This window comes from Lentzea kristufekii, assembly GCF_033949925.1.
Lineage (GTDB): Bacteria > Actinomycetota > Actinomycetes > Mycobacteriales > Pseudonocardiaceae > Lentzea > Lentzea kristufekii.
Map to the genome: position 1 here is coordinate 137,218 of NZ_JAXAVV010000017.1, position 21,576 is coordinate 158,793.

22 protein-coding genes are annotated in these 21,576 nt (G+C 67.2%); 11 read left to right on the forward strand and 11 right to left on the reverse strand.

The genetic code is table 11. The features are described 5' to 3' along the window. Window positions 1-36: 36 nt before the first annotated feature. The 4 genes from SK571_RS30875 to SK571_RS30890 all read right to left on the reverse strand — a co-directional run bounded on the left by SK571_RS30875 (window position 37) and on the right by SK571_RS30890 (window position 3,114). Window positions 37-678, reverse strand: a complete 642-nt coding sequence (locus tag SK571_RS30875; RefSeq protein ID WP_319987595.1) for a hypothetical protein — start codon at window positions 676-678, stop codon at window positions 37-39. A gap of 152 nt (window positions 679-830) precedes the next feature. After that, entirely contained in the window at window positions 831-1,691 is an 861-nt protein-coding gene (locus tag SK571_RS30880; protein WP_319987596.1) for a hypothetical protein, read from the reverse strand. Beyond that, window positions 1,685-2,218 carry a hypothetical protein gene (locus SK571_RS30885; RefSeq protein ID WP_319987597.1) on the reverse strand — a complete coding sequence of 178 codons (534 nt, stop codon included), beginning with the start codon at window positions 2,216-2,218 and terminating at the stop codon, window positions 1,685-1,687. Before SK571_RS30885 ends, SK571_RS30880 begins: the two co-directional genes overlap by 7 nt. Window positions 2,219-2,469: 251 nt before the next feature. Next, on the reverse strand, window positions 2,470-3,114 hold the full coding sequence (locus tag SK571_RS30890; RefSeq protein ID WP_319987598.1) for an A24 family peptidase: 645 nt from the start codon (window positions 3,112-3,114) through the stop codon (window positions 2,470-2,472). Between the two features lie 171 nt (window positions 3,115-3,285). Between SK571_RS30890 and SK571_RS30895 the strand changes: the two genes are divergently transcribed. From SK571_RS30895 to SK571_RS30905, 3 genes are all read left to right on the forward strand, one after another. Next, on the forward strand, window positions 3,286-5,637 hold the full coding sequence (locus SK571_RS30895) for an ATP-binding protein (RefSeq protein ID WP_319987599.1): 2,352 nt from the start codon (window positions 3,286-3,288) through the stop codon (window positions 5,635-5,637). Beyond that, complete coding sequence (locus tag SK571_RS30900) at window positions 5,637-6,857, forward strand: FAD-binding protein (RefSeq protein WP_319987600.1); 1,221 nt, start codon at window positions 5,637-5,639, stop codon at window positions 6,855-6,857. The genes SK571_RS30895 and SK571_RS30900 overlap by 1 nt, the downstream gene beginning before the upstream one ends. A 106-nt stretch (window positions 6,858-6,963) precedes the next feature. After that, complete coding sequence (locus tag SK571_RS30905) at window positions 6,964-7,335, forward strand: DUF6355 family natural product biosynthesis protein (RefSeq protein ID WP_319987601.1); 372 nt, start codon at window positions 6,964-6,966, stop codon at window positions 7,333-7,335. Window positions 7,336-7,538: 203 nt separating this feature from the next. On the opposite strand, the gene SK571_RS30910 is transcribed toward SK571_RS30905, so the two are convergent. The 5 genes from SK571_RS30910 to SK571_RS30930 all read right to left on the reverse strand — a co-directional run bounded on the left by SK571_RS30910 (window position 7,539) and on the right by SK571_RS30930 (window position 13,979). Next, on the reverse strand, window positions 7,539-9,758 hold the full coding sequence (locus SK571_RS30910; RefSeq protein ID WP_319987602.1) for an NB-ARC domain-containing protein: 2,220 nt from the start codon (window positions 9,756-9,758) through the stop codon (window positions 7,539-7,541). A gap of 281 nt (window positions 9,759-10,039) precedes the next feature. Continuing rightward, on the reverse strand, window positions 10,040-10,879 hold the full coding sequence (locus tag SK571_RS30915; protein ID WP_319987603.1) for an SDR family NAD(P)-dependent oxidoreductase: 840 nt from the start codon (window positions 10,877-10,879) through the stop codon (window positions 10,040-10,042). 30 nt (window positions 10,880-10,909) lie between these two features. Continuing rightward, window positions 10,910-11,941, reverse strand: coding sequence for a GAF domain-containing protein (locus SK571_RS30920; protein ID WP_319987604.1), 1,032 nt, complete (start codon window positions 11,939-11,941; stop codon window positions 10,910-10,912). Between the two features lie 330 nt (window positions 11,942-12,271). Further along, complete coding sequence (locus SK571_RS30925; protein WP_319987605.1) at window positions 12,272-13,138, reverse strand: helix-turn-helix domain-containing protein; 867 nt, start codon at window positions 13,136-13,138, stop codon at window positions 12,272-12,274. Window positions 13,139-13,145: 7 nt separating this feature from the next. After that, window positions 13,146-13,979, reverse strand: a complete 834-nt coding sequence (locus SK571_RS30930) for a helix-turn-helix domain-containing protein (RefSeq protein ID WP_319987606.1) — start codon at window positions 13,977-13,979, stop codon at window positions 13,146-13,148. Between the two features lie 200 nt (window positions 13,980-14,179). Between SK571_RS30930 and SK571_RS30935 the strand changes: the two genes are divergently transcribed. From SK571_RS30935 to SK571_RS30945, 3 genes are all read left to right on the forward strand, one after another. Then, the gene (locus SK571_RS30935; RefSeq protein WP_319987607.1) at window positions 14,180-14,350 is read left to right on the forward strand and encodes a hypothetical protein; all 171 of its coding nucleotides are present in this window, start codon (window positions 14,180-14,182) and stop codon (window positions 14,348-14,350) included. Window positions 14,351-14,995: 645 nt separating this feature from the next. Continuing rightward, window positions 14,996-15,856 (forward strand): helix-turn-helix domain-containing protein, encoded by an 861-nt coding sequence (locus SK571_RS30940; RefSeq protein WP_319987608.1) that lies wholly within the window; start codon window positions 14,996-14,998, stop codon window positions 15,854-15,856. Between the two features lie 39 nt (window positions 15,857-15,895). Next, a complete protein-coding gene (locus tag SK571_RS30945) occupies window positions 15,896-16,123 on the forward strand; it encodes a DUF397 domain-containing protein (RefSeq protein ID WP_319987654.1) in 228 nt (75 codons plus the stop codon). Between the two features lie 234 nt (window positions 16,124-16,357). Here the strand turns inward: SK571_RS30945 and SK571_RS30950 are convergent, their stop codons facing one another. Beyond that, on the reverse strand, window positions 16,358-17,251 hold the full coding sequence (locus SK571_RS30950; protein WP_319987609.1) for an aminoglycoside phosphotransferase family protein: 894 nt from the start codon (window positions 17,249-17,251) through the stop codon (window positions 16,358-16,360). Further along, entirely contained in the window at window positions 17,248-18,561 is a 1,314-nt protein-coding gene (locus SK571_RS30955; protein WP_319987610.1) for a helix-turn-helix domain-containing protein, read from the reverse strand. The genes SK571_RS30950 and SK571_RS30955 overlap by 4 nt, the downstream gene beginning before the upstream one ends. 166 nt (window positions 18,562-18,727) lie before the next feature. On the opposite strand from SK571_RS30955, the gene SK571_RS30960 reads away from it, so the two are divergent. From SK571_RS30960 to SK571_RS30980, 5 genes are all read left to right on the forward strand, one after another. Continuing rightward, entirely contained in the window at window positions 18,728-19,285 is a 558-nt protein-coding gene (locus SK571_RS30960; RefSeq protein ID WP_319987611.1) for a DUF4254 domain-containing protein, read from the forward strand. A gap of 4 nt (window positions 19,286-19,289) precedes the next feature. Then, complete coding sequence (locus SK571_RS30965; RefSeq protein ID WP_319987612.1) at window positions 19,290-19,643, forward strand: hypothetical protein; 354 nt, start codon at window positions 19,290-19,292, stop codon at window positions 19,641-19,643. Between the two features lie 31 nt (window positions 19,644-19,674). After that, window positions 19,675-19,986, forward strand: coding sequence for a hypothetical protein (locus SK571_RS30970; RefSeq protein ID WP_319987613.1), 312 nt, complete (start codon window positions 19,675-19,677; stop codon window positions 19,984-19,986). 97 nt (window positions 19,987-20,083) lie between these two features. Then, the gene (gene fxlM, locus SK571_RS30975; protein ID WP_319987614.1) at window positions 20,084-21,349 is read left to right on the forward strand and encodes a methyltransferase, FxLD system; all 1,266 of its coding nucleotides are present in this window, start codon (window positions 20,084-20,086) and stop codon (window positions 21,347-21,349) included. A 25-nt stretch (window positions 21,350-21,374) separates the two neighbouring features. Next, window positions 21,375-21,569, forward strand: coding sequence for an FxLD family lanthipeptide (locus SK571_RS30980; RefSeq protein ID WP_319987615.1), 195 nt, complete (start codon window positions 21,375-21,377; stop codon window positions 21,567-21,569). Window positions 21,570-21,576 lie beyond the last annotated feature (7 nt).

Below are 21,576 nucleotides of genomic sequence, written 5' to 3' on the forward strand. Positions count from 1 at the left end.
CTGGTGAGCCTTTGAGGCTGACAACGGCGACCAGCATCACCGGCCACCTCCCGCTACGAGCACGAGTGACAGCTGGCCGACCGGCACCGCGGCGACCTGACCGGCCGCGTCTTCCGTGAGTTGCACCGACACCACCGTGACCTGCTCGTTGGGCGGCGTCGCCACGCTCGTCACCACACCCGACCACGTGCCGCCGCCCTCCGCCGAGGGAATGCGCGGCGCGGGGCCGCTCGTGCCACTGGACACGATCACCACGGTCACCCGTGCTCCCGATCCGACCTCGGTGGGGAACTGGCCGGACTTCAGCGCCAAGGACACGATCGCCTGCCCCGCCACGGGAACCGCGGAGGAGTCCACCGCGTGCGGGGTGAGCAAGGCACCCGCGGGCAGGCTCACCGACATCGTCTTGCCCACCACGCCGGCCGCCTGCCCGGCGTCCACGACCAGCACGCCCGCATCGACCGCGACCTTGACGCGGCGCAAATCCTGTTCCACCACCACATGTCCGACGGTCACCTCGCGGGCGAGCGCCAGCACCGGCCGCTGATCGTCGGTGGCGAGCGAGATCCACAGGAACGCTCCCGCGCACAGACCTGGGAGCAACAAGCCGAGCACCAGGTAGGGACGGTTTCGTCGCCTGCCGCGCAAGCGTGAGACGTTGCGCTGCTTGCTGCTCATCCACATTCCACTGTCTGATGTGGATTGACTCGTGACGGCTTGGCTGTCGGTGACGAAGGTATTCATGTCGCCCTCCAAAAGGCATGGGAGTAGTGCGCCGCGTCGCGAATGAGCATCAGCGAGCGGTTGAGGGAAGGTGGTTCAGTTGAAGGTCAGCGGGACCCGTTGTTCAGGGCGTGTGACTCAGCGACCCGGAACGTCGTTGAGTTCGTGGTGGTCAGGTCCGGGAACGTGCCGCTTTGGCCGGCGCCGGACCAGGTGACGGTCCAGTGCACGGTGGCGGACACGGCGAACGCCTGTCCTGGCTCATGAGCGGAGGATCGGCGATAGGTGTGCCCGCAGTCCGGCGAGCTTGCTTTCGGGTCGGCATCGGCCTGATACCGGGTACCGGGCCCGGTGCACGTCACGATGGTGCCGTCCCCCATCGACCAGCTGACCGTCACCGGCGTCGCGGTCGCGGTCACCGACACACCCGGCACCGATGCGGTTGCGGCCGAATCCGTCCACCCCGCGGACAGCCACAGCCACGTGGGCAAGTGCACCAGTTGCGTCCCGGATGGACTGGCCGTGATGGCCGGAGCGGGCAACCGCAACTGCTTGCGCGCCATCTGCGCGACCTGCTCCGGACTCAACGTCGGCGGCGTGCTCGCACCCGCAGGAACCCACACCGGGCCGTGTGAGTCAGGGTCCTTGCCGTCGGGACTGCACAACACCATGAACCAGCCGCCTGGCTCCGGCGAAGGCCCGCTCGGCGCGGGATAGTCCACCGGCACGTACCGGCAGCCGAACTCGCTGTCAGCGGCACTGCTGTCGTCATGTGTCCCGGTCGTGGGCTTGCCGTTGGCGGTCGGCCGGTCCGGCCGAGTGCCGGCAGTGAGCTGGCACGCGGGTGAGGGCGTCTGGCCGCAGTTGACGTCGCCGAAGATGTTGTCCGCCCGTACAGGCGGGGCTGCGAGCGCTGCTCCTATGAGTGCGGCGGACACGAGGGCGGCGACGTATCTGATGGTCAGCATGACCCGACCTCATGGACACCGAAGTCGGAGACCTTCCACGATCCGTCCGCTTGTTTCTCCACTACGGCGTTGATGAGATGGCGGCCACCCGGTTTGTCGTCGGCCAGCTGACCATTGTCGGCTCGGTACTTCAGCGCGTTCGAGGAGTCACCACAGTCCGTGACAACGATCTTTCGCGGATCGCCCTCAGGCTCCACAGTGGACACAGACGGGCGAAGGACCGGCTCACCTTTGGTGACAAGACCTTTGTAGTTGTCGCCGTAGAGACTCTGGGAGAGCTTGTCCAAGGCGATGCCAGTTGCGTGCTGACGCAAGCGGGGAGATTGCCAGTCCGAGGTCTTGCCAGCGGCGGCGAAGTCACCCCACATCCCTTCGTATGCGGCAGTGGCCTTGTCGCGAGCGACGTCGGCTGACGAAGCTGTGGAGGAAGGCGGCGGGGCTGGTGCGGGCGTACTGGTCGTCGTGGCGACCGGTGCGCCGTTACATGCACTGAGCATGATCACCGTGCCTGCTACGACCAGGGGCATCTTCGTAAGGTTCACCGCGGCCTCCAACCGGGAATGTGAACAGTGGTGCCGAGGTGGACCCCGAAGGGGGGATGGGGTCCACCTCGACCGGCGCGCCCGGCGTGAAGCCGGTGTCCGGGCGCAAGTCGTTGGCGAGAGCGGCGAGCACGATGAGGGCGAACAGCGCGATCGCGTGCAACAGCGTCGGTAGTGCCCCGTGCGGGACCACGGGATCGCATTTGCTGAACAGCAGGCACATCAGGAGGCCCCCGCTACATCAGCAGGATCGTGCAGACCGGTGCGAAGACCAGCGCTGGTCCAAGGGGAATCTGCAGTCCTTGCCAGTAGGCCCTTCTCGCGCGCAGCACACCGAAGGTGACCGCGCCGAGTGCGAGCGCCAGGCCGAGCCCGATGGCCACGTGCCACCAGCTGAACCAGCCGAGGAAGAACGCGACCGTGGCGGACAGGGTGACGTCGCCGGCACCCCATCCCTGCGGTGACACCAACGCCATCGTCACCGTGACCGCGAAGACCGCCGCAAGAGCACCGCTGGCCCGCAGCACGCGTCCGGCACCGTCGTGCTGGACAAGAGCGGCGAGACCGAGCTGGATGACGCCACCGCCGAGCAGCGTGCCGACCAGGATCTGGGGAAGCCGGTGACACGCCCAGTCGATCGACGCGAGCAGCAAGCCCATGATCGCAAGCCACGAGACCGCGCCCGCCGCTGCGGGCTGTCGCTCGGCCACCTCGACCAGCGCGAGGCTCAGCAGCGCGCTTGCCGCGAGTATCGCCGCCCATTCGCTTCGGACAGCCGAACTCCACGACAGCGGTTCGCGCAGCGCCACACAACGGCCAACAACGGTGACGACGGGGCCCGCTACCGCGCCGAGAAGGCCATAGGTCAGCCAGAGCGACATTGCGCCTCCCGTGACGAGCGCAGAATGCGAATTCGTTTCGGATGACCGACGAAAGTTGTCGTTCGACCGGGTGACTTCGTACGCGTGGTTGCGTGGAATACGTGACGGAGCAACGAGTCGTCTGCATACCCTCACCTCCTCGGACCTGCTATTTCCACTGCTTGTGGTCAGTTGACAACGTTCAGTGTTGGCAGGTTCAAGGGGGAACCGCTAGGGGGGAGCTGTATCGCGATGAACAAGAGACAGAAGACAGCTATCCACACGACCGGGGGGTCGAAGAATGAACATATCCAAACGAATTGCCAGACGTTCGGTCGGCGAATGCGTGAGTTGCGTGATGCGCAGAAAAAGTCGCTGACCCTGCTCAGTGCTGAGTCCAGCGTGAGCCGGGGCTATCTCAGCAACCTCGAACACGACCGCAGCGTGCCCAGCCCCGAGGTCGCCGCAGCGATCGACGATGCGCTCGGCGCCAGCGGTCGGCTCGCCGAGCTTGTCGTGCCCAAGCCCCGTTCCAGGGCGACGCGCGAGCGCGTGCGCCCCGCTCAGCTTCCGGCGGCGGTACGCGGCTTCGTAGCGCGCCGGGAGGTGCTCGAGGAGGCCGAGGCAGCCTTGGCCGTGCACGAGGGCGTGATCGCCATCGACGGCCCGGCCGGCGTGGGCAAGACCGCGTTCACGGTCACCTGGGCGCACGAGATCGCCGGGGACTTCCCGGACGGTGTGCTGTTCACCGACCTGCGCGGCTACGCCGCCGGCCCGCCTGAAGACCCCGCGGTCGTGCTCGGCGCGTTCCTGCTCTCACTCGGTGCTACCCCGTCGGAGATCCCCAGCGACCTCGGCGGGCGGGCGGCCCTGTACCGCACCCTGCTGGAGGGCACCCGAACGCTGGTGGTGCTGGACAACGCGTTCGACGCCGAGCAGATCCGCCCGCTGTTGCCAGGCTCGGCAACGTCGCTCGCGTTGATCACCAGCCGCAGCCGCTTGTCGGGTGCGGTCGTGCACCAAGGCGCGGTCCGCCTCACCGTCCAGCCGATGAGCGCGAGCGAAGCGCACGAGCTTCTCAGGTCGGTGGTCGGGCCGCGGCTTGACGTCGACCCCGCTGCGGCGCGGGCTATCGCCGACCGGGCCGGGCGACTCCCGCTCGCCCTGCGCATCGCGGCGGAACGCGCCAACTTGACGCGCAACACCCCGCTGAGCGCGCTGGCCGACGAACTCACGCGGCGCCAGCCGCTCGACGTGTTCGCTGTCGACGACACCCTGGCCGTGCGGACCGTGCTGTCCTACTCCCACGACGCGCTGCCCGCAAAGATGGCAACGACGTTCCGGCTGCTGGGGCTGCATCCCGGTGGGCCGATCCGCATCGAGGCCGCAGCGGCGCTCACCGAACTCCCACCGGAGTTCGCGCTGGGCCACCTATCAGCGTTGGCCAGCGTGCACCTGATCGAGCTGACCGCCAAGGATCAGTTCGTGATGCACGACCTCGTCCACTCCTACGCCCAGGAACTCGCACTGGAGCACAATCCGCACGAAGCCAACGTCGCCGCCCTCGAGCGGCTCATCGACTCCTACCTGCGTACCGGAGCGGCGGCGACACGACTGCTCTGGCCATCCCGGCCCCGACGCCCACCAGACCTGCCCAGCCACAACCTGACAACGTTGACATTCCGGCGACCGGCGGACGCCATCCGCTGGTTCGAGGAGGAGCTGCGGTTGCTCGTCCGGCTGGTCCGGTACGGAGCGCAGTGGAACATCACCGCCGTGGCCTACCTGCCGGTGGTGATCAACGAGATGCTGTTCCACCGGCGCGCCTGGTCCTGGTGGGTACCCGCGTTGCGCGACGCGCTCGCGATGGCGCGCCGAGGTGGGCACCGTGACGCTGAGGCGTGGATGCTGGAAACGCTGGCCGATGCCGGCATCGACGCGGGCAACGCCGCCTCGTCGATCGAGCTCTACCGAGAGGCGATGAGCATCCGCGCCGAGCTGGACGACCGCAGCGGCATCGCCGCCGGCCATGTCGGCCTCGGACGGGCCTACTGCCAGCTCGGCGACTACGACACCGCGATCAAGCAATGCGAGACCGCCCGCCAGATCAGCGACGACGCAGGCGACAGCTGGGAGCACGCGGTCGCGACCGCGCACCTCGCCATGGCACGGGCCGCCCTCGGCGCCACTACCGAAGCACATGACCTGCTCGACTCCGTCAGAAAGAGCCTCGACGAGACCGAGGACTTCATGTCGTCGGGATGCGCGTCGACCCTGCTCGCCGGCCTGGCCGAGTCGACGGCCGAGTACGACCGCGCCCTGCGGCACCTCGACGACGCTCTGGAAACATTCAGCCACGTCGGTGACGTCTGGAGCCAGGCCCACGTCCACAGTCGCATCGGCGACCTACAGGCCGAGCGCGGCGATCAGCACGCCGCCCACAAAGCGTGGTCGGCCGCGGCGGAGCTGCTCAACGGCAACATCGAGCCCACCGCGACGCGACTACGCCAGCAGATGATCAACAGCTTGAAGGAGGACCAGTAGTGGCCCCAGCGTTTGCGGCCCTTCCCCAACTGGCCGGCACGCTCGACACCGACCAGGACGCGCTGCGCTGGGCCGCGCACGACTACGGCGGCACAGTCCACCACCTACCCGCAGCGGTACTACGCACCGCCTCCGCAGCCGACATCAGCATCGTGGTCCGGTACGCCCGCGAGCACGGCCTGCAGGTCGTGCCCCGCGGGCAGGGCCACTCCACCGGCGGCCAGGCGCAGGCGCCAGGTGGCGTGGTGATCGACATGAACCAGCTCAACGGCGTTCACGACGTCCGGCCCGACCGCGTGGACGTCGATGCGGGTGCGCGGTGGAGCGATGTGCTCCGAGCGACGCTGCCTCACGGACTGACCCCTCCGGTGCTCACCGACTACCTGGAACTGACCGTCGGCGGCACCCTGTCGGTCGGCGGCCTCGGCGGCGCGAGCCACCACCACGGCGCGCAGACCGACAACCTCCTCAGTCTCGACGTCGTCACGTCCAGCGGCGCCATCGTCTCCTGCGGTCCGGACGACAACCGGGAGGTGTTCGACGCGGTGCGCGCCGGCCGGGGCCGCAGCGGCATCATCACCCGCGCCACCCTGCGCCTTGTGCCCGCTCCGGACACCGTGACATGGCACAAACTCCACTACGACACCGTCGACCAGCTCATCGCCGGCCAGCAGCACCTTGTCACCACCGGCGCCTTCGACTACGTCGAAGGACAGCTCAAGCTCCGTGACGGGCAGCGTGTCGCCGAGTTGGAAGCGGTCACGTTCACCGGCGTCTCCGCCGGCCACGGCCGACTCGACGGTCTCGGCTTCCGCGACGCCGACACCAGGACCGCGAGCTACTGGGACTTCGTCAACCGGCTCGCCGACGGCGAACCCCTCCTGCGCAGCGCCGGGCTGTGGGAGTCGCCGCACCCGTGGTGCAACCTGCTCGTGCCGGACACGGCCGCGGAAGAGCTGCTGCGCCACACCGAAAATGACCTCGGCGCCGACCTGTACAGCGACTTCGGCCTTGTTCTCGCCTATCCGCTGCGCACCGACCGCATCACCACACCACGGCTCATGCTGCCCCACGACGACATCGTCTTCCTTGTCGCGGCGCTGCGCTACGCACCAGCGGGCGCCCCTCAGGTCGTGGCCGCGATGCACACGGCAAACGACGTTCTCGTCACCAAGACTCTCCAGGCGGGCGGACGGCTCTATCTCGATCCGCTGCCGTAGACCGTCTTCTGTCTCGCGTTCACCACGATACAGAAGACACCTTGTCTGTTCACTGTGGACTCCCAAAACTGAGTTGAATCAACCACTTCAACGCAAGGGAGTCCCCGTGAACGCGAACATCGCCCGCGCTTTCACCGCAGCAGGCATGCTTCTCGCCGCGACAGCCGTCGGCATGATCGACACCCCCAGCAACACCGCATCCGCGATCTCTCCTCGACCCTGCGGCTTCTATTCGCTCGACCTGCCGCAGGGCGAACAGACCGGTGGCTACGTGCACTGCGGCGACGGCTTCATCCTCATCAAGTTCCACTGGAGCACAGGAACCACCGGGACGTCCTGCATCCCGCCCTGGGGCAGCCGTCCGTTTTTCAAGGATGGACCGCACAAGATCGTCAACGCCTACTACGTCCCCACACGACCGAACCTCAGCGGCCCGCCCGGCAACCAGATGTGTTCCACCGGTCAACCACGAGCGTGAGAACAGGCGCGCCGCGCACCTAGTCCGCGGCGCGCCCCTCACTCCACAACAAGTCGTGATAGGACTCAATCTTCCAGCTACGCCAACACTTGTTGATGAACCGTGGTTCGGCGGCTACCGCCGTCGCATCGCACCCATCCGCCATCGCCGCTCGCGGCCCATCTGAGCGAAAGTCCCCTACCGCTCCTCTTCCAAGCTGCTGATCACCTGCTCGCGTAGCGCGTGGCGGCGGGCTCGATGTCGCCGGTGAGCAACTCGGCGCCCGTAACCCGCGCGCGGCGTGCCGCCCGATGATCTCCGCAGTTCGCATGCAGAGCACCGAGGCGGCTGTGGATGTGCGTCTGGCTCCACACGTCGCCGACGCGGCCGAAGATCCTCAGCGCATCGTCCAGGTGCTGAACGGCCAGGCCATGTTCACCGGCCGTCTCAGCAAGTTTTGCCTGCAACATCGCCACACGTCCCGACGACATGAGATCCCCGGCGTCGTCTAGCGCTACTCGCGTCGCGCTGAGCAGATCGCGTGCCTCTACAACCAATCCGAGAGCAGCGCGCGCCATGGCGAGATGCGCGGTCGCTACCGAGTACTGCCACATGTCGTCGACTTCGACGCTGATCTTCCGCGCGTTTTCGCAGTGAGCGATCGCGGCGTCGTAGGCGCCAACCTTGGAGAATGCCTTGGCGAGCCCCACGTGCCCGATAGCGAGCCCTCCGCAGTCATCCAGCTCGGCGCGGATGGCCATGGCCTCCCGGTAGAGATTCATCGAAGCCGCTTTGTCGTCGGCGTCGATGCTCGCGTCGCCCAGCGTTTCCAAGATCCAGGCTTCGGCGTCTCGGTGGCCACCTTGGCGAGCCATCGCGAGCGCCTCCCAAAGCGCGGGCATCCACCAGGACCATGCACGCCGATGACACAGCATCTCGCTGATCACAACAGGCAGGTAGGCAACAGAGGTGACATTCCATCGGGCTCCGCAGCGCACCAGCTGGACCAGAAGACGCAGCTCCTCTTCGAACCAGTTGAGCGCTTGCGCCGGGTCGCGGAACATCAGTGTTGTCAGGTCGTTCTTGGGCAGACTGAGCCCGCTTCTCGGACGCGACGGCCAGAGAATCCGGGTGGCAGCGGCACCGGTGGTCAGATAAAAGCGGACCAGTCGCTCCAGGGCTGCGGCGTTGTCCTGGTGCGAGTTGTGTTCCCGCGCGAGCTCGAGAGCGTACGAGTGGACAAGGTCGTGCATCACGAACCTGTCCTCCGTGGTCTGGTCGAGCAGGTGGATGCTGGCCAGCGCGGACAGGTGGCCCAGTGCCTGGGAAGGCGGCTGGTCCATGAGAGCCGCTGCGGCTTCGATTCGAACCGGTCCGCCTGGATGCAGGCCCAGCAACCGGAAGGTATTGGACATCTTCGCGGGCAACGCGTCATGCGAGTACGACAGGACGGTCCGCACTGCGAGGGTGTCGTTGACCGCGAACACGTCCAGCGGCTGGCGCCGAGCAAGCTCGTTGGCGAGTGCCCGCAGGGGTGTGTTGAGCCAGCGGCTTGCCCGTTCCGCTGCGATCCGGAGTGCGAGGGGAAGCCGTCCGGCTCGATCCGCGATCACCTGTGCCGCGTCGAGGTCGGTGTCGATGCGGGGCCCGACAACCGACCGGAGAAGTTCATGCGCTTCGTCGGCGGTCATGGGTTGCACGGTGATGCGCACGGCGCCCTCTCGCACCACCACACCGGACAAGCGGTTACGGCTCGTGATCACCGCCAAGCACGACGCTGAACCCGGCAGAAGCTGCCTGACCTGTTCGTCGTCAACGGCGTTGTCCAGCACCACCAGCGTTCGGGTGCCCGCGAGAAGGGTTCGGTACAGCGCGGCGCGTTCTGCCAGGTCGCTCGGTATGTCCGACGGCGCGATACCCAGCGAGCGCAGGAACCCGCGGAGGACGAAGGCCGGGGCGTCGGGCGGGTCGGCTGCATAGCCTCGCAGGTCGGCGAACAGGACACCGTCGGGGAAAGCGTCGGCGATCGAGTGCGCCCAGGTCACCGCGAACGCGGTCTTACCGACACCCGCCGGACCGTCGAATGCGATCACACCCGCGTGCGTCGCCAGCGCCTCCTCGGCTTCTTTGAGCAGCTCGGCTCGAGGGGTGAATCCGCGGATTGCCACGGGCAGCTGGTCTGGACGCACGCGATCTCGTGCCGGTCGAGTGCGTGGCTTGGGTGCGGCCAGTTTGATGAGTCGACCGCCTGCGCTCAAGGCGGCATCGATCGCGGCGGCGATCTCCGGTCCCGGCACGCTTCGGTCATGCTCCAGGTTGCCGAGATAGCTCCTGCTCACGTTCGAGTCCGCGCTGAGCGCTGCCAAGGACTTCTGCTGCTCCGCGCGAAGCGTGCGCAGTCCCTGCCCGAACGTCTGTGGATTCGCATGCCGGCTTCCGCTCATCGAGACGCTCCTCCCCCGGCGGAACCCCGAAGCGCGTCACAGGGAGGTGCGGCAGCCAGCAGCATCAGGCGACGCCGCACTGGCAGCGGGAAAGCCTTCACAGAGGATGTTCGCCGAGCCATGTCGATCCCCGATCGCGTTCGAGGGCAGCCCACGACTGCCTCACTGCTGCGTTCTAGGGATCAGCTCGATAGCGACAAAGCCAACCCAATCGGAATAGTCCGATTGGAGTAGCGTAGGCAATGGTGCCGATCACGTCAACCGGAACCACGATTCCCAGGTCATCGCCGCCGGGGTCGCATCCGCCCACGCAGTCGTTCCAGTGCAGGCAGCAAGTCCTGGTAGTGGCCGCCGAGCAGGCGTGCAAGGACAGCTACCAGACGTGCGTCCGTCCCGACGAAGACGCGCGCCCGACGGCGTTCGGCTCCGCTGAGGATGGTCACCGCCGCCTTCTCGGGGTCGGTACGCGCGACGTGCTTCTCGAAGCCTCGGATCACAGCCTCACGGTTCTCCCCTGCCGCAAAAAGGCCGTTGCGCACGATCGAGGTTCGGACGCCTCCCGGGAAGACGCACGTCACCGACACGTCGCTGCCAGCCGCGGCGAGTTCTTGGCGCAGCGCCTCACTGAAGCCGCGAACAGCGAATTTGGATGAGTTGTAGGCGGTGTATTTCGAGGTCGCCACCAGACCGAACGCACTGGAGAACGTGACTATCCGGCCACCCTCCGAACCGGCGACGAACGGGAGATGGGCCTTGACGGTGTACATCGATCCCCGCCAGTTCACCGCCATCACGTGCTCGATGTCCGCCACGTCGGAGTCGAGCAGGCTGCCACGGTGAATGATGCCGGCGGCCGCGAACACGGAGTCGACGCCGCCGAGCTCGGAGTTGACCGCGCTCGCGGCGGCCCGCATCTCGCCCCAGTCCGTCACATCGATGACCTGTGCCAGCACTCGTGCGCCGTGCGCTTCGCAGCGTGCGACCGCGCCTTCCAAAGCGGCAGCATCGCGATCGAGCAGTGAGAGCCGCGCGCCCCGTCGCGCGAGCTCAATCGCCAGCGCTCGCCCGATGCCCGCACCGGCCCCGGTGATCACCGCGACCTTGCCCTCGAAGCTGCTCACGAACCAAGCACCTTTCCCGCGGCCGGCAACTCAGCCGACCATTCCACGTTCAGGCTCGGTCAGGGTGACCAGCGCTGCGGTGGTGTGTTGATCAAGCGCCATGAGCGCAGCGGAGACGGCGACCTTCATCCACCCTCCGTCCTCGGAGCGAACCCGCAAGACGCCTTCGGCGCGTCCGCTCACCGCGAGGTCGTTGGAGAGGCCGACCGCTCTACGCAGATCAGCTCGATGAACAGCTGGGCGATGTGGTGCACCGAGCGTCCAAGCCACGCCCGGCATGGGGTTGTCGAGCCATTTCAGCAACCGCATCGTGCGCAGGTCGACGATCGCACGCCAACGCCCAGGCGTCGCTTCCGCCGCGAGTACCTGCTGCGCGAGAAGGACCGGAATGGGCGGAGGCGCGGCCGGCACGCTCTCCGCCGGGCCGATGTCGTGGGTGATCCCCCGGACGATGAGCTCAACCCGGCCGCTGGGCGCCTTCACCTCGACGCACCGGCAGGCGAAGTGCACCGCACGCCGAACACCGTCGTCTCGGTTCACCGTCCAGGTGGCCAGGTGCTCCGCACCCGCTTTCGCATTGACGATGAGCGCCAACGCCTTGGCCTCGTCCGAATTCGTCTGCAGTCGCTGATAGGCGAAGAGCTCAGCCAGGTCGTGCTCGTTGCGCCACTTGTCCGCACTCGTCCCATACAACCGAAGCAGATCATCCGACCTGCTGCTGACATGCCGGCTGAGGTTGATGTGCCAGGCACCTGCCGCATCACGTACAGGAGGATCCTCGTCGAGCGGCCCCACCCACACGTGCACGCCGTGAACCACGCCACCGTAGGTCTGCAGCGGGTGGGCGATCACCCGCCGCTTGCCGACTGTCGTTCGAGCCTCAATCGCCTCGCGGCTCTGCACTACGCGCGCGATCACACCCTGGGCATCGGGCAGGAACGGGCCGCGACCGAGAACCGACCGAATCGACACCATGTTCTTCGGGCTGCTACCGGCCGCCAGCACCGTCGGCTCGCGCCGGAGACCACCGAACGTCTCGACCAACAGCCAGTCAGCCGCCATCGCCTCGTCCCCGGTCGAAGATAGGCCTGCTCAGGCACACTATCTTCGCCGCGGAAGCAGCGCTTGGAGCCTCTCCAAGATGGCAACGAAGCGGCGGCATTTTCACGCCGCCGAGTGAATTATCTGGGTGGAATGATCATCGTCAGCGTGATCGGCTGTCGCTCGCCCAAGTCGTGAAGGCGGCCCAGGCATCCAGGTGAAACGCCATGCTGCGTTACTGCGGGGTTGAGGAGCCGCGACCACCGACCCGGTCAGCTCCGAGCCGGATCTCCACATTGTCTGCGCCTGTTCCGAGGGGTGGACCACTGGCGTTCGGCTGATGCGACTGCGCTATGAACAGGTACGCACAACCTGTTCCAACTCAGCTGTCGCTTGGGCGATGAGCTCGAGCGACTCGCCCGCCCCCAACGCGACGTCCTGCAGGCTCGCGAACCGCTGCGCGCACCGCTCGGTCAGCACCGGCTCCTCGACGTATTCGCCCTTGATGAACGTCTCCAGATACGCCACGTCGTTGTGCTGCCGATGCGGAAACCCCAGCAATGTGAACGGCGATCCCATCGCCGGATACGTTCCCGCGTCGCGCGGCACGACCTGCACGCTCACCGCCTCGTGGTCACTGACCTCCATCAGGTGCAGCAGTTGCGCCTTCATCACCCGCGGCCCGCCGATCGCGTGCCGCAGTACCGCCTCCGGGAAGACAGCGTGGACGGTCAACGGATCCCTGTCATTCAAGCGCGTCACCCAGGCCTCGCGCACCATCGCCAGCCGCGCTGTCCGCACCGGATCGTCGTTCTGCATAACCCTGCTCGTGTAGCCGGGAAGTTGAAGCACCGTCGGAACAAGGTCCGTCGTGAACACTCGTAGCGACGTGGCCTCGTACACCAGATTCGCGAAGTCCTCCGCCGGATCGAAGTCCAGGCCGTTGTCCTGCACGCGTGCGCGCGCTTGTTCCGCGTACTGCACGCGAAGCAACACTGCCTGCCATTCCGGGGTCGGCACCTGGTAGACGTAGCCGAGCGCCATGACGTCCACGGGCGCCGATGGCTGCACCGCGTTCTCCATCATGGACAGCTTGGCGCTGCTGAAGCCCACACGCTGACCAGCCTCGGCAAGGCTCAGGTCGCGCCCGGCGCGCCACCCGGCCAGCTGCCGCCCGATGGCACGTTCAAGCGTCGTGGCCCGGAAATCCTTCGGCATAAGGAGATCACCAGCGCTGAAGTCTGTTGATCATGTCGAGTGATGCCTGCTCACACAGGCTCACGTCATCGAGTTTGCCAGCAACCGCTTCGTAGCCTGCGATCGAATCCTTCATCTCCACGAAGGTGTGCGAGTTCAAGGCTTCCAGCCAGACCACAGGCTCGTACTTCGGGAACTTCAACTGCGTGAACGCCCCAGTCATCCCGGCGTGCGCGCCGGCCGAGGCAGGCACAACGCGGATCTTCACGTGCGCCCAGTTCGCCATCATCGTCAGGTGAAGCATCTGCTCGGCCTGTACCGCAGGCTCACCTACTTGAAGCCGCAGAGCGAATTCGTGGATGAAGAAGGTGCAGTCCAGGCGGTCGCGGAGCAAGTCCCTCGTCTCGGCCTGTACACGCAACCGTTCGTCGATCTCCTCCTGCGGCACGGTGGCGGAAGCGATCATCAGCTCACGCGCGTAGTCATCGGTCCGCAGGAACACCGGCAACGCGTGCGGTTGCCAGTCGATCAGCTCTTTCGCCATTGCGACGTGAGCAAGCACGGTGCCTGGCCGGATCGGCGCGGACTTCCCGTACTGCTGCCACCACCCCAGCACGTGCCGGGTCGGGTACAACGCGAGCAGCCGATTGCGCTCAGCGGCCTCTGGGCGGCATACGCTCAGCAACACCGCGACTTCGAGTCTGCTGAGGTACACCTTGCCGTTCAACACTTCCGAGACCTTGCTCTCATCGCAGTCGACCAGCTCGGCAACCTGACGCGAACTCAGTCCTGAGCCCGCAACCACCGCGCGTACACCCTCACCGAACTCGCGCCCGCGTGTGGTGGAGACCCTTCTTGGCATGTCATTCCCTTACGCTGGTAGGAATATCAGTCCTATGAGGATGAGCGGAGTCTGTGGCTCTGCGGGCTAGAACACTTGCGCGCTGTCGCCGCCACCGTGACCGCGAGGTGCACGTCGACCAGCATCCGACACGGCGCCGCTACCCGACGCCAGAACGGTCCGCTCCGACACTTCTCGCAATAGCCGTTCTCGTCCGCCTGATGCCCCTCTGCAAGTGCTCGCAACGCGGCGACGATGCCCGGAACGTCGTGCCGCATTACGGCCAGCGCCGTCCCAGCGTCACCGTCGACAGCGACCCGCAACACTCGCTCGAGGTGATCATCGAGGTCCCGACGAAGTCCTCCGAACAAGACGTGGTTGCTCATCCGTGACCTCCCTCTAGGACTAACTGGCCCGAAGGCCTGAGCCGTTCTCAGGGTTGTGGCTGCGGCTGCCCGCTTCGCAGACAACGTCTTGCGACAGAGCCAGGGCCACTGCGCAACGAAACGCACGCAGGCCTTGATCCGCAGCGTTGATCTCCTTGCACTCCAAGGCCGACGTCACGACTACCGCCGCGCGTGCAAGCACTGAGGCTTGCGCGAAGGTCAGCTTCACGACCACGCAAACCGTTCCCGTTGGTCCCGCCATGCGCGCGCCTCCACTCGTCGTTGAGGCAGCGCCACGGCCGGGCCGGGGAAACCCATGCCGTGGCGCGCCCCGCTCGCCGGGATCGGATAGCGGCAACGCCATGCGCGGAGGGAACAGGGGCCGGCAACAAGGCCCGGTTCCCAGCGTGCCGCTCAACCAGCGAGCGCCCTGGAAGGGTCCAGCCACCGTGACACAGCGGATCCGAGCCAGAATTTTCGATATTGGAGATCATCCGCCACCTCCCGGCACGTAGACCCAGCTAAATTTCCGACATCAGCAGTCTATGATCCGATATCGGAATCCGATAATGCCCCAATACGGTGATGGTTGCCCTGCTACTGTCCGTAGTGCCCGTGTCGGGCCCGATGCTCTGTTCAGGAGGTACACGCATGGCGTCCGCGGAGATGCCGGCCTTCATCCACAACATCCAGTGCGGTCGACTGCTCGAAACGCTGCGTGGCGAACGCACGCAACGCGAAGTCGCAACGGCATGCGGATGGAGTCAGCCGACGCAAGCCGAACTGGAACGCGGTCAGAAGAACTTCACGACCGAACTCCTGCAGAAGCTTCGATCCGTTCTGGGTGGCGAAGCGGCGACCTGGACGCAGATCGCGCATCACGCCGAACTCGGCGCCGCCCAGGCGAAGAAGTCCGACCTGCGCTGGAAGTTCAAGTCCGAGGCGATGCGCAAGCTGGTCGACATGGACCGCACCGCAACCTTGATCCGCAGCAAGGCGAGCATGCTGATTCCGGGTGTGCTCCAGACGCCCGAGCTGATGCGCTACCTCATGGAAGCGGCTGGGCTCGCCGCTGAAGAGATCGATCGTCTGGTCGACCTTCGTGTTCGCCGCCAAGACGTACTCGCCAACACAAGCCAGCGCTTCGAGTTCATCATTGACCAGGCAGCGCTGGCTCGGGTCAGCCCGATCTCGGACACCACCGGGATCTGGGCAGGTCAGCTCACCCGCCTTGCCGAGGTTGCGGTGTTGCCGAACGTGAGTCTCCGGTTTATACCGTTCAGCCACGGCTTCTACGAAGGCCAGGAAGCCGACTACCAGCTCGCCACATATCAAGCTGAACCGAAGCTGCACCTCGTCTACGCTGAACGGTACGACGAGCAGGCGGTCCTTCATGACCCGAAGATCGTGAAGAGGTACCTGGACCTCTGGCGCGTGCAGGAGAAGATCGCACTTGAGTCGGATCAAGCGCTGAGCTTCCTCAACTTCGTGGGCGGGCCGCTGCCGTTGTGACGGTTGGTGACGGCAACAGCGGAAGGAACGGCTCACGAGATGAACGGGCCATCAGCACGACCCGATATCGCGTTCACGCCATGGTTCAAGTCCTCCTACAGCCAGCCCAAGGAGAGCAACTGCGTCGAGGTCAGGTTTGGAGCTGACCAGGCAGGTGTGCGTGACTCCAAGGCTCCCAGCGGAGGCCAGCTAGCTTTCGGGACAATCGCGTGGGGGCAGTTCAGGTCCTGGGTGAACGGACCTCGATCGGAAGCGGCCGAGTTCTGACCTGTCCGGCTCGACCCGGCTGCGGATCGGGTCGAGCCGGACACGCCTGCCCTCATGGTTGCTCATGGTTCCAGCGCGCGGCGACGGACTGAGCCGCCGCGCCGGGACCGATGCACGGTGTTCGGAGGGAGATCGGCCGACTCACTGGTCGCGGTGTCGGTACGCGTGCAGCGGCGGACGCCGCGAACTTGCTCCCAGCTCGGCCAGTCGGTGTTGTGGTTCAAGGGAAGTCGCTCACAACGCCGGTGTCCAGGCCCACGGGCGGGGGCCCGCCCGGCCGCGTAGGCAGTCCACACGCACCTGGGCTTCGGCTTGTGCCTCGGCGTGTTCGGCGGCGCGTTGGGCGATGTAGCAGGTCATACGGAACTCGCGGATGTCGCGCAGCAGCGCGAAGCCGGGCCAGGTGGTGACGTCGTGGCCGTAGCGGCGGCAGAAGTCCTGGTAGTCGGTGGTGGTTATCCATCCGAAGCTGGTGCGCTTAATAGCGGTGCTGATCAAGTCCCACTCCGGCGGGCCGACCGCGCACCGTTCCAGGTCGAGCAGGACGACCTCATCGCGTGCCGTGGCGACGACGTTGCCGACCCATGCGTCGCCGTGCACAACGCACGACGGCAACCCTTTCGGTAGTTCGGCGTACCCGGTGCGCAGGTCGTCGAGGTGGCTGTGCAGCCATGTCCGGTCGTCGGCAGGCAGGGTGGTGGCCGTGTCGATCCGCTCCGCGAGCCGGACGAACGGATCGAGCTCGTCGAGCGGCACCTCGGCCGGGACAGGAAGATCGTGCAGCCGGCGGATCGCTTCTGCGACCTCCGCCGGAGTGCCGTGGCGGTGGGCGGGCAGCTCCTCCCAGAACGTCACGGCCCGTTCGCCGACCAGCACAGGCTGGTTGGCGATGTCGATTGCGCGGACGGCGGGCACCTGCTGCTCGGCCAGCCAGCGGGCGACGCGGACCTCTTTGCGGGCCGCGGCGAGTTGGCCGGGACGGGCAATGCGGGCGACGACCCCGCCGGGCAGCCGGAAGATCGCATTCTCGCCCAGCCTGATGGGCTCGGCCCCGCCCGGATCGAGACCGGCTACCGCACAGGCCTCGACCAGGACACGGTGCTGCTGCTGGTCGACGCCGATGCTCATGAGGCCAGCAGGAGCGAGGTGATGCGGTGTCGCAGCGCGCCGACCTCGGGCACCGTCTGGTGCCGTGTACCGATGCGCGCGAGTTCGCGCAGGTCGTCGGCGGCCCGGCGGGACCGGATGGTGCCAGCGGCGTCGAGGGCCGCGGTGCCGATCGCGGCTGCCTCTCGGGGGTCGCCGGTGGCCATCGTCAGCGAGGAGAGCTTGATCTGCGAGATCGCGCGGGATCGGGCGAATGCTGCGGTGTGCCCAGCGACCGCGGCCGACAGCCGGGCCGTGGCCTCCGCCGGGGAACGGCCGTGCACCGCAAGGTCGAACAGAGCGTGCCCGGTGTCGCCGGCGTGCTGGGCGGCGTCGTAGTACGCCATCCAGGAGGGGTCGTTGGCGGGCGTGCTGCGCGCGAACTGGTCGTCGGCGGTGCCGACCGCGATCAGCGTTTCCCGCATGCGGCCCATCTTGGCCAGGGCGCGGGCGTGGGCGGTGTGCAGCATCGCGCGTTCGGTCGCGGTCAGCCGGTCGGCCCTGACCAGGGCGTGTTCGGTTAGCGTCAGTCCTTCGTCGGGCTGGCCGACCCAGATGGCCTGGCGTGCCATGGAGGACAGGATCTTGGCCCGCAGATGCCAGTCCTGCGCTTGTTCTGCGCAGGCGAGTGCGAAGCGGAAAGCGCGGCGGGCGTCGTCGTGGGCGTAGGCGTCGAAGGCCATGAACGCGCAGGTGTGGCCGAGATAGCCGACCGCGCTGTGCAGCGCGCCGCGCAGCCGTGCCGGACAGTCGGCCTCCAGCAGCCCCGCGGAGAACCGGAGCTGGGCGATCACGGCTTCACGAGCCAGCCCGCCGCCGTAGGTGTGGTCCCACCCGGCGAAGACTCTGGCGGCGGTATGGATCTGCTCGATCTCGGTCTGCCCGATGCGGGCGGGGACAGGGGTGGGTTCGGCACCCTCCAGCAGGGCGGCGACGGGAGCCAGCGCGAGCGAGCTGACCCCTAGGGCGGCGGTGCGCAGAAACTGCTTGCGGTCCACATCTGCCAGCTTTACCACCGCGCGGCGCCGGTTGCTGAACCCGAGGGCAGCGTCGTTGGATGACCCGAGGATCGCGCGCAGCGCCTCCCGGTACAGCGGATCGGGCCAGCGGATGACGCCTCGTTCGAGCTTGCCGACGTAGTTGGCGTCGATCTCCACCGTCTTGCGGTGCTGTTGCCAGATGTGGGCGTTGACCAGCTCGGCGAGCTCTTGGCGGGACAGGCGCTCACCAGGGTGCGAAGGGGACTCGGTGCGTTCCCGCGCGTTCCGCAGTTGATCGTTCGCCGTCGGCACTGTCCTGGCCTTTCCCGTATGTGACGGGCGTCATCGTTACACGAGACGTGACCGGACCAGTACCGGCCGCTGGGCGGGGATGGTTCTAACCATCCCCGAACCCTCCCCTTGACATCCCCGCTTCCCGACGATCCGCGCGGCCCGATTCCAGGCAATGGTCGAAGGCATGACCACCTTGGCTCCCGCCGCGCCGGGACACGACACGGCGATCCCGGACACCCCCGCCGCCTTGCCGCGGTCCTCGACGGTCGTGCGGGCCTTCAGCCACCCCGCTGAGGTCACCGCCCTGCACCCGGTGCTCGTCGCCGCGGCGAAGCTCGCGGGCGAACACGGGATGCGCGCCGAGGCCCACCGGCTCGTGCACGACCCGCACGCCGACGACCACGTGCTGGCCTGCGCCACCCGCACTATCGCGGCGCGCGACACCGGCTGTGCGGTGCTGGCCGAACAGATCGATATCTGGGCGGCCACCGTGCTCGCCGAGCCGAGGACCGCGATGCTGCACACCGAAACGCTCGGGCGGCTGATCAACCGGCTCTGCGGCGTGTGGACGCGCTGGCGGCTGCTCTCCGACGACGAGCCGGCCGATCCCGGGATCACCCTTGCGCTGCACCAGCTCACCGAGCTGTGTCGCGCCTACGACGACCTGATCACCGACCTGCAGAGCGGGCGGCGGTCGCTGCCCGTCTACCAGGCGATCACCACCCCGGACGCGGTGGCGTGACCCGATGGGCGGGTCACGCGAGATCGCCATACGGGAGGTCGTCGCCGTCGTCCTCGCGGCAGACAGCCCGGCCGGACGGGTCGCCGATGTTCTCGACGACCTGGCCGCGCACCTCCCGCCTCCGGCGCAGCAGTGGGGATGTTCGTTGTGCCGCACCGAGTGCTGGCCCTGCGCCGGGTTCGATGCCGCCGCGCAGAAGGTCATCGGCGCGCGGTTGCGGCTGGCCGAGTTCGTGCCGCTGGATCTGCATCCCCGGCTGTGGCCGCCGCCCGAACAGTCCCAAGACGTGCCCCAGCCCTCGCCGCCGCAGTCCACCCTGTCACCCGGTACCTGGTTCGACGAGGAGTCCCGTCATTGATGAGCACCTGGCCTCAACGCTGTGGACCGCCGTGCCTGAATGCCTGGACTACCTCGACAGCCTCGCCGTCGACGGCGACGAACCGTCCCGCGCCGCCCTCGCCGAAACCGAGATCACCAGGCTGACCAGTGCGTGGCGCGTTCTGCTCGACCTGCATGCTCCTGACGGGCAGGGCCGCTGCCCGCACTGCTCCGCGTGGCGCCGACCCCACCGTCACCCCTGCACCGTCTGGACCACCGCCCACCAGCACCTGATCTCCGCTGACGGTCCTCCCGCACATCGCACCGGCAGGCACGGCTGCGTCGCCGACCGGTCGACCGTCGTCGTGCTGGCGGCTTCATGACCAGGGGCGCGACGCGGCCCCGACCGCGGTGCGCCCCTGGTCCGCTGACCGGCAACAAGCCCGCATTCAAGAACAACGCCTTTGAAAGAGTGACCAGGTGAACACACTCCGACACGACGATGCCAGCGCCGCAGAGTTCCGCAATGCCCTGGTGGACACGCTCATCGCCAAGAAGAAGATCACGTCACCGGAGGTGGAGCGGGCCTTCCGCACGGTGCCCCGGCACCTGTTCGTCGCCGAGGGCACACCGTTGGACGTCACCTACAGCGTCGACAACTCGGTCGCGATCAAGCACGCCCCGGACGGTGTGATCATCTCCTCCACCAGCGCGGCCTACATCCAGGCCCGGATGATCGAACAGGCTGAGCTCACCGCGGGCATGAGCGTGCTGGAGATCGGATCCGGCGGCTTCAACGCTGCCCTGCTGGCCGAGGTCGTCGGCCCGGACGGCCGGGTGGTCAGTGTGGACATCGACCCGGAAGTGACCGGCCGGGCACGGGAACTACTGGACGCGACCGGCTACGGCAGCCGGGTCACCGTCGTGCAGGCCGACGCCGAGAACCCGCTGCCGGTCCTGGACGCGCCGGTGGACGCGATCCTGGTGACGGTCGGCGCCTGGGACCTCGCGCCGGCCTGGCTGGAGCACCTGGCCGAGGGCGGCAGGATCGTCGTCCCGTTGCGGATGAACGGGATCACGCGCGTCATTGCCTTCCGCCGCGAGGGCGACCACCTGATGAGCACCTCGGTCGAGGTGGCCGGGTTCGTCCCGATGCAGGGCGAGGGCGCCCGTGACGAGCGGGTCTTCCAGCTGCCCGACCGCGACGGTCACCACGTCAAGCTGCGCTTCGACGAGGACGTGCCGCAGGACATGAGCCTGCTGGACGGGGCGCTGGCGACCGAACGCACCGACGTGTGGACCAGCGTCACGATCAAGCACGGCGTGTCCTTCGCCGACCTGCACCTGTGGTTCGCCGCGTTCCTGCCCGGCTTCTGCAAGATCGCCGCAGATGAGGGCACCGACATGGCCGCCGAACGCAAGGGCTGGTTCCCCTTCGCCGCCGTGCACGGCGACTCGTTCGTCTACCTGGTTGTTCGCACCGTCCCCGAAGGCGGTGCGGTGGAATTCGGCGCCCGTGCCTACGGAACGCACGGCGAGGACGCCGCGACCGCGATGGCCGAACAGATCCAGGCATGGGACCGCCACGGCCGCAACACCGAGCCCACCTTCGCCTACTGGCCGACCGGCTCCCAGGTTCCCGAGTTCGGCGAGAACACGGCCGTGCTGCCCAAGACGCACGGCATCGCCACGATCTCCTGGCCGTCCACGGCGAACGCCTCCGACGACCAGGGCGCCTTGCAGTAACCCGGAAAACGAGGAGTGAACACGAATGTCGGCAGCACTGGCCCCGCTCACGGAGGCCCTGGAGAACCCGGAAACCGTTGATGACGGGGAGTTCGAACTGGACATGCGCGTGGTGGAGTCCACCACGAGGCTCGTGACCATGTCCTGCGACACGAGCGACGGGTGCGGCGACACCTGCAACACCAGCGCGTGCGCCTCGGGCTCCAACGACCCGTTCTGATCCAACC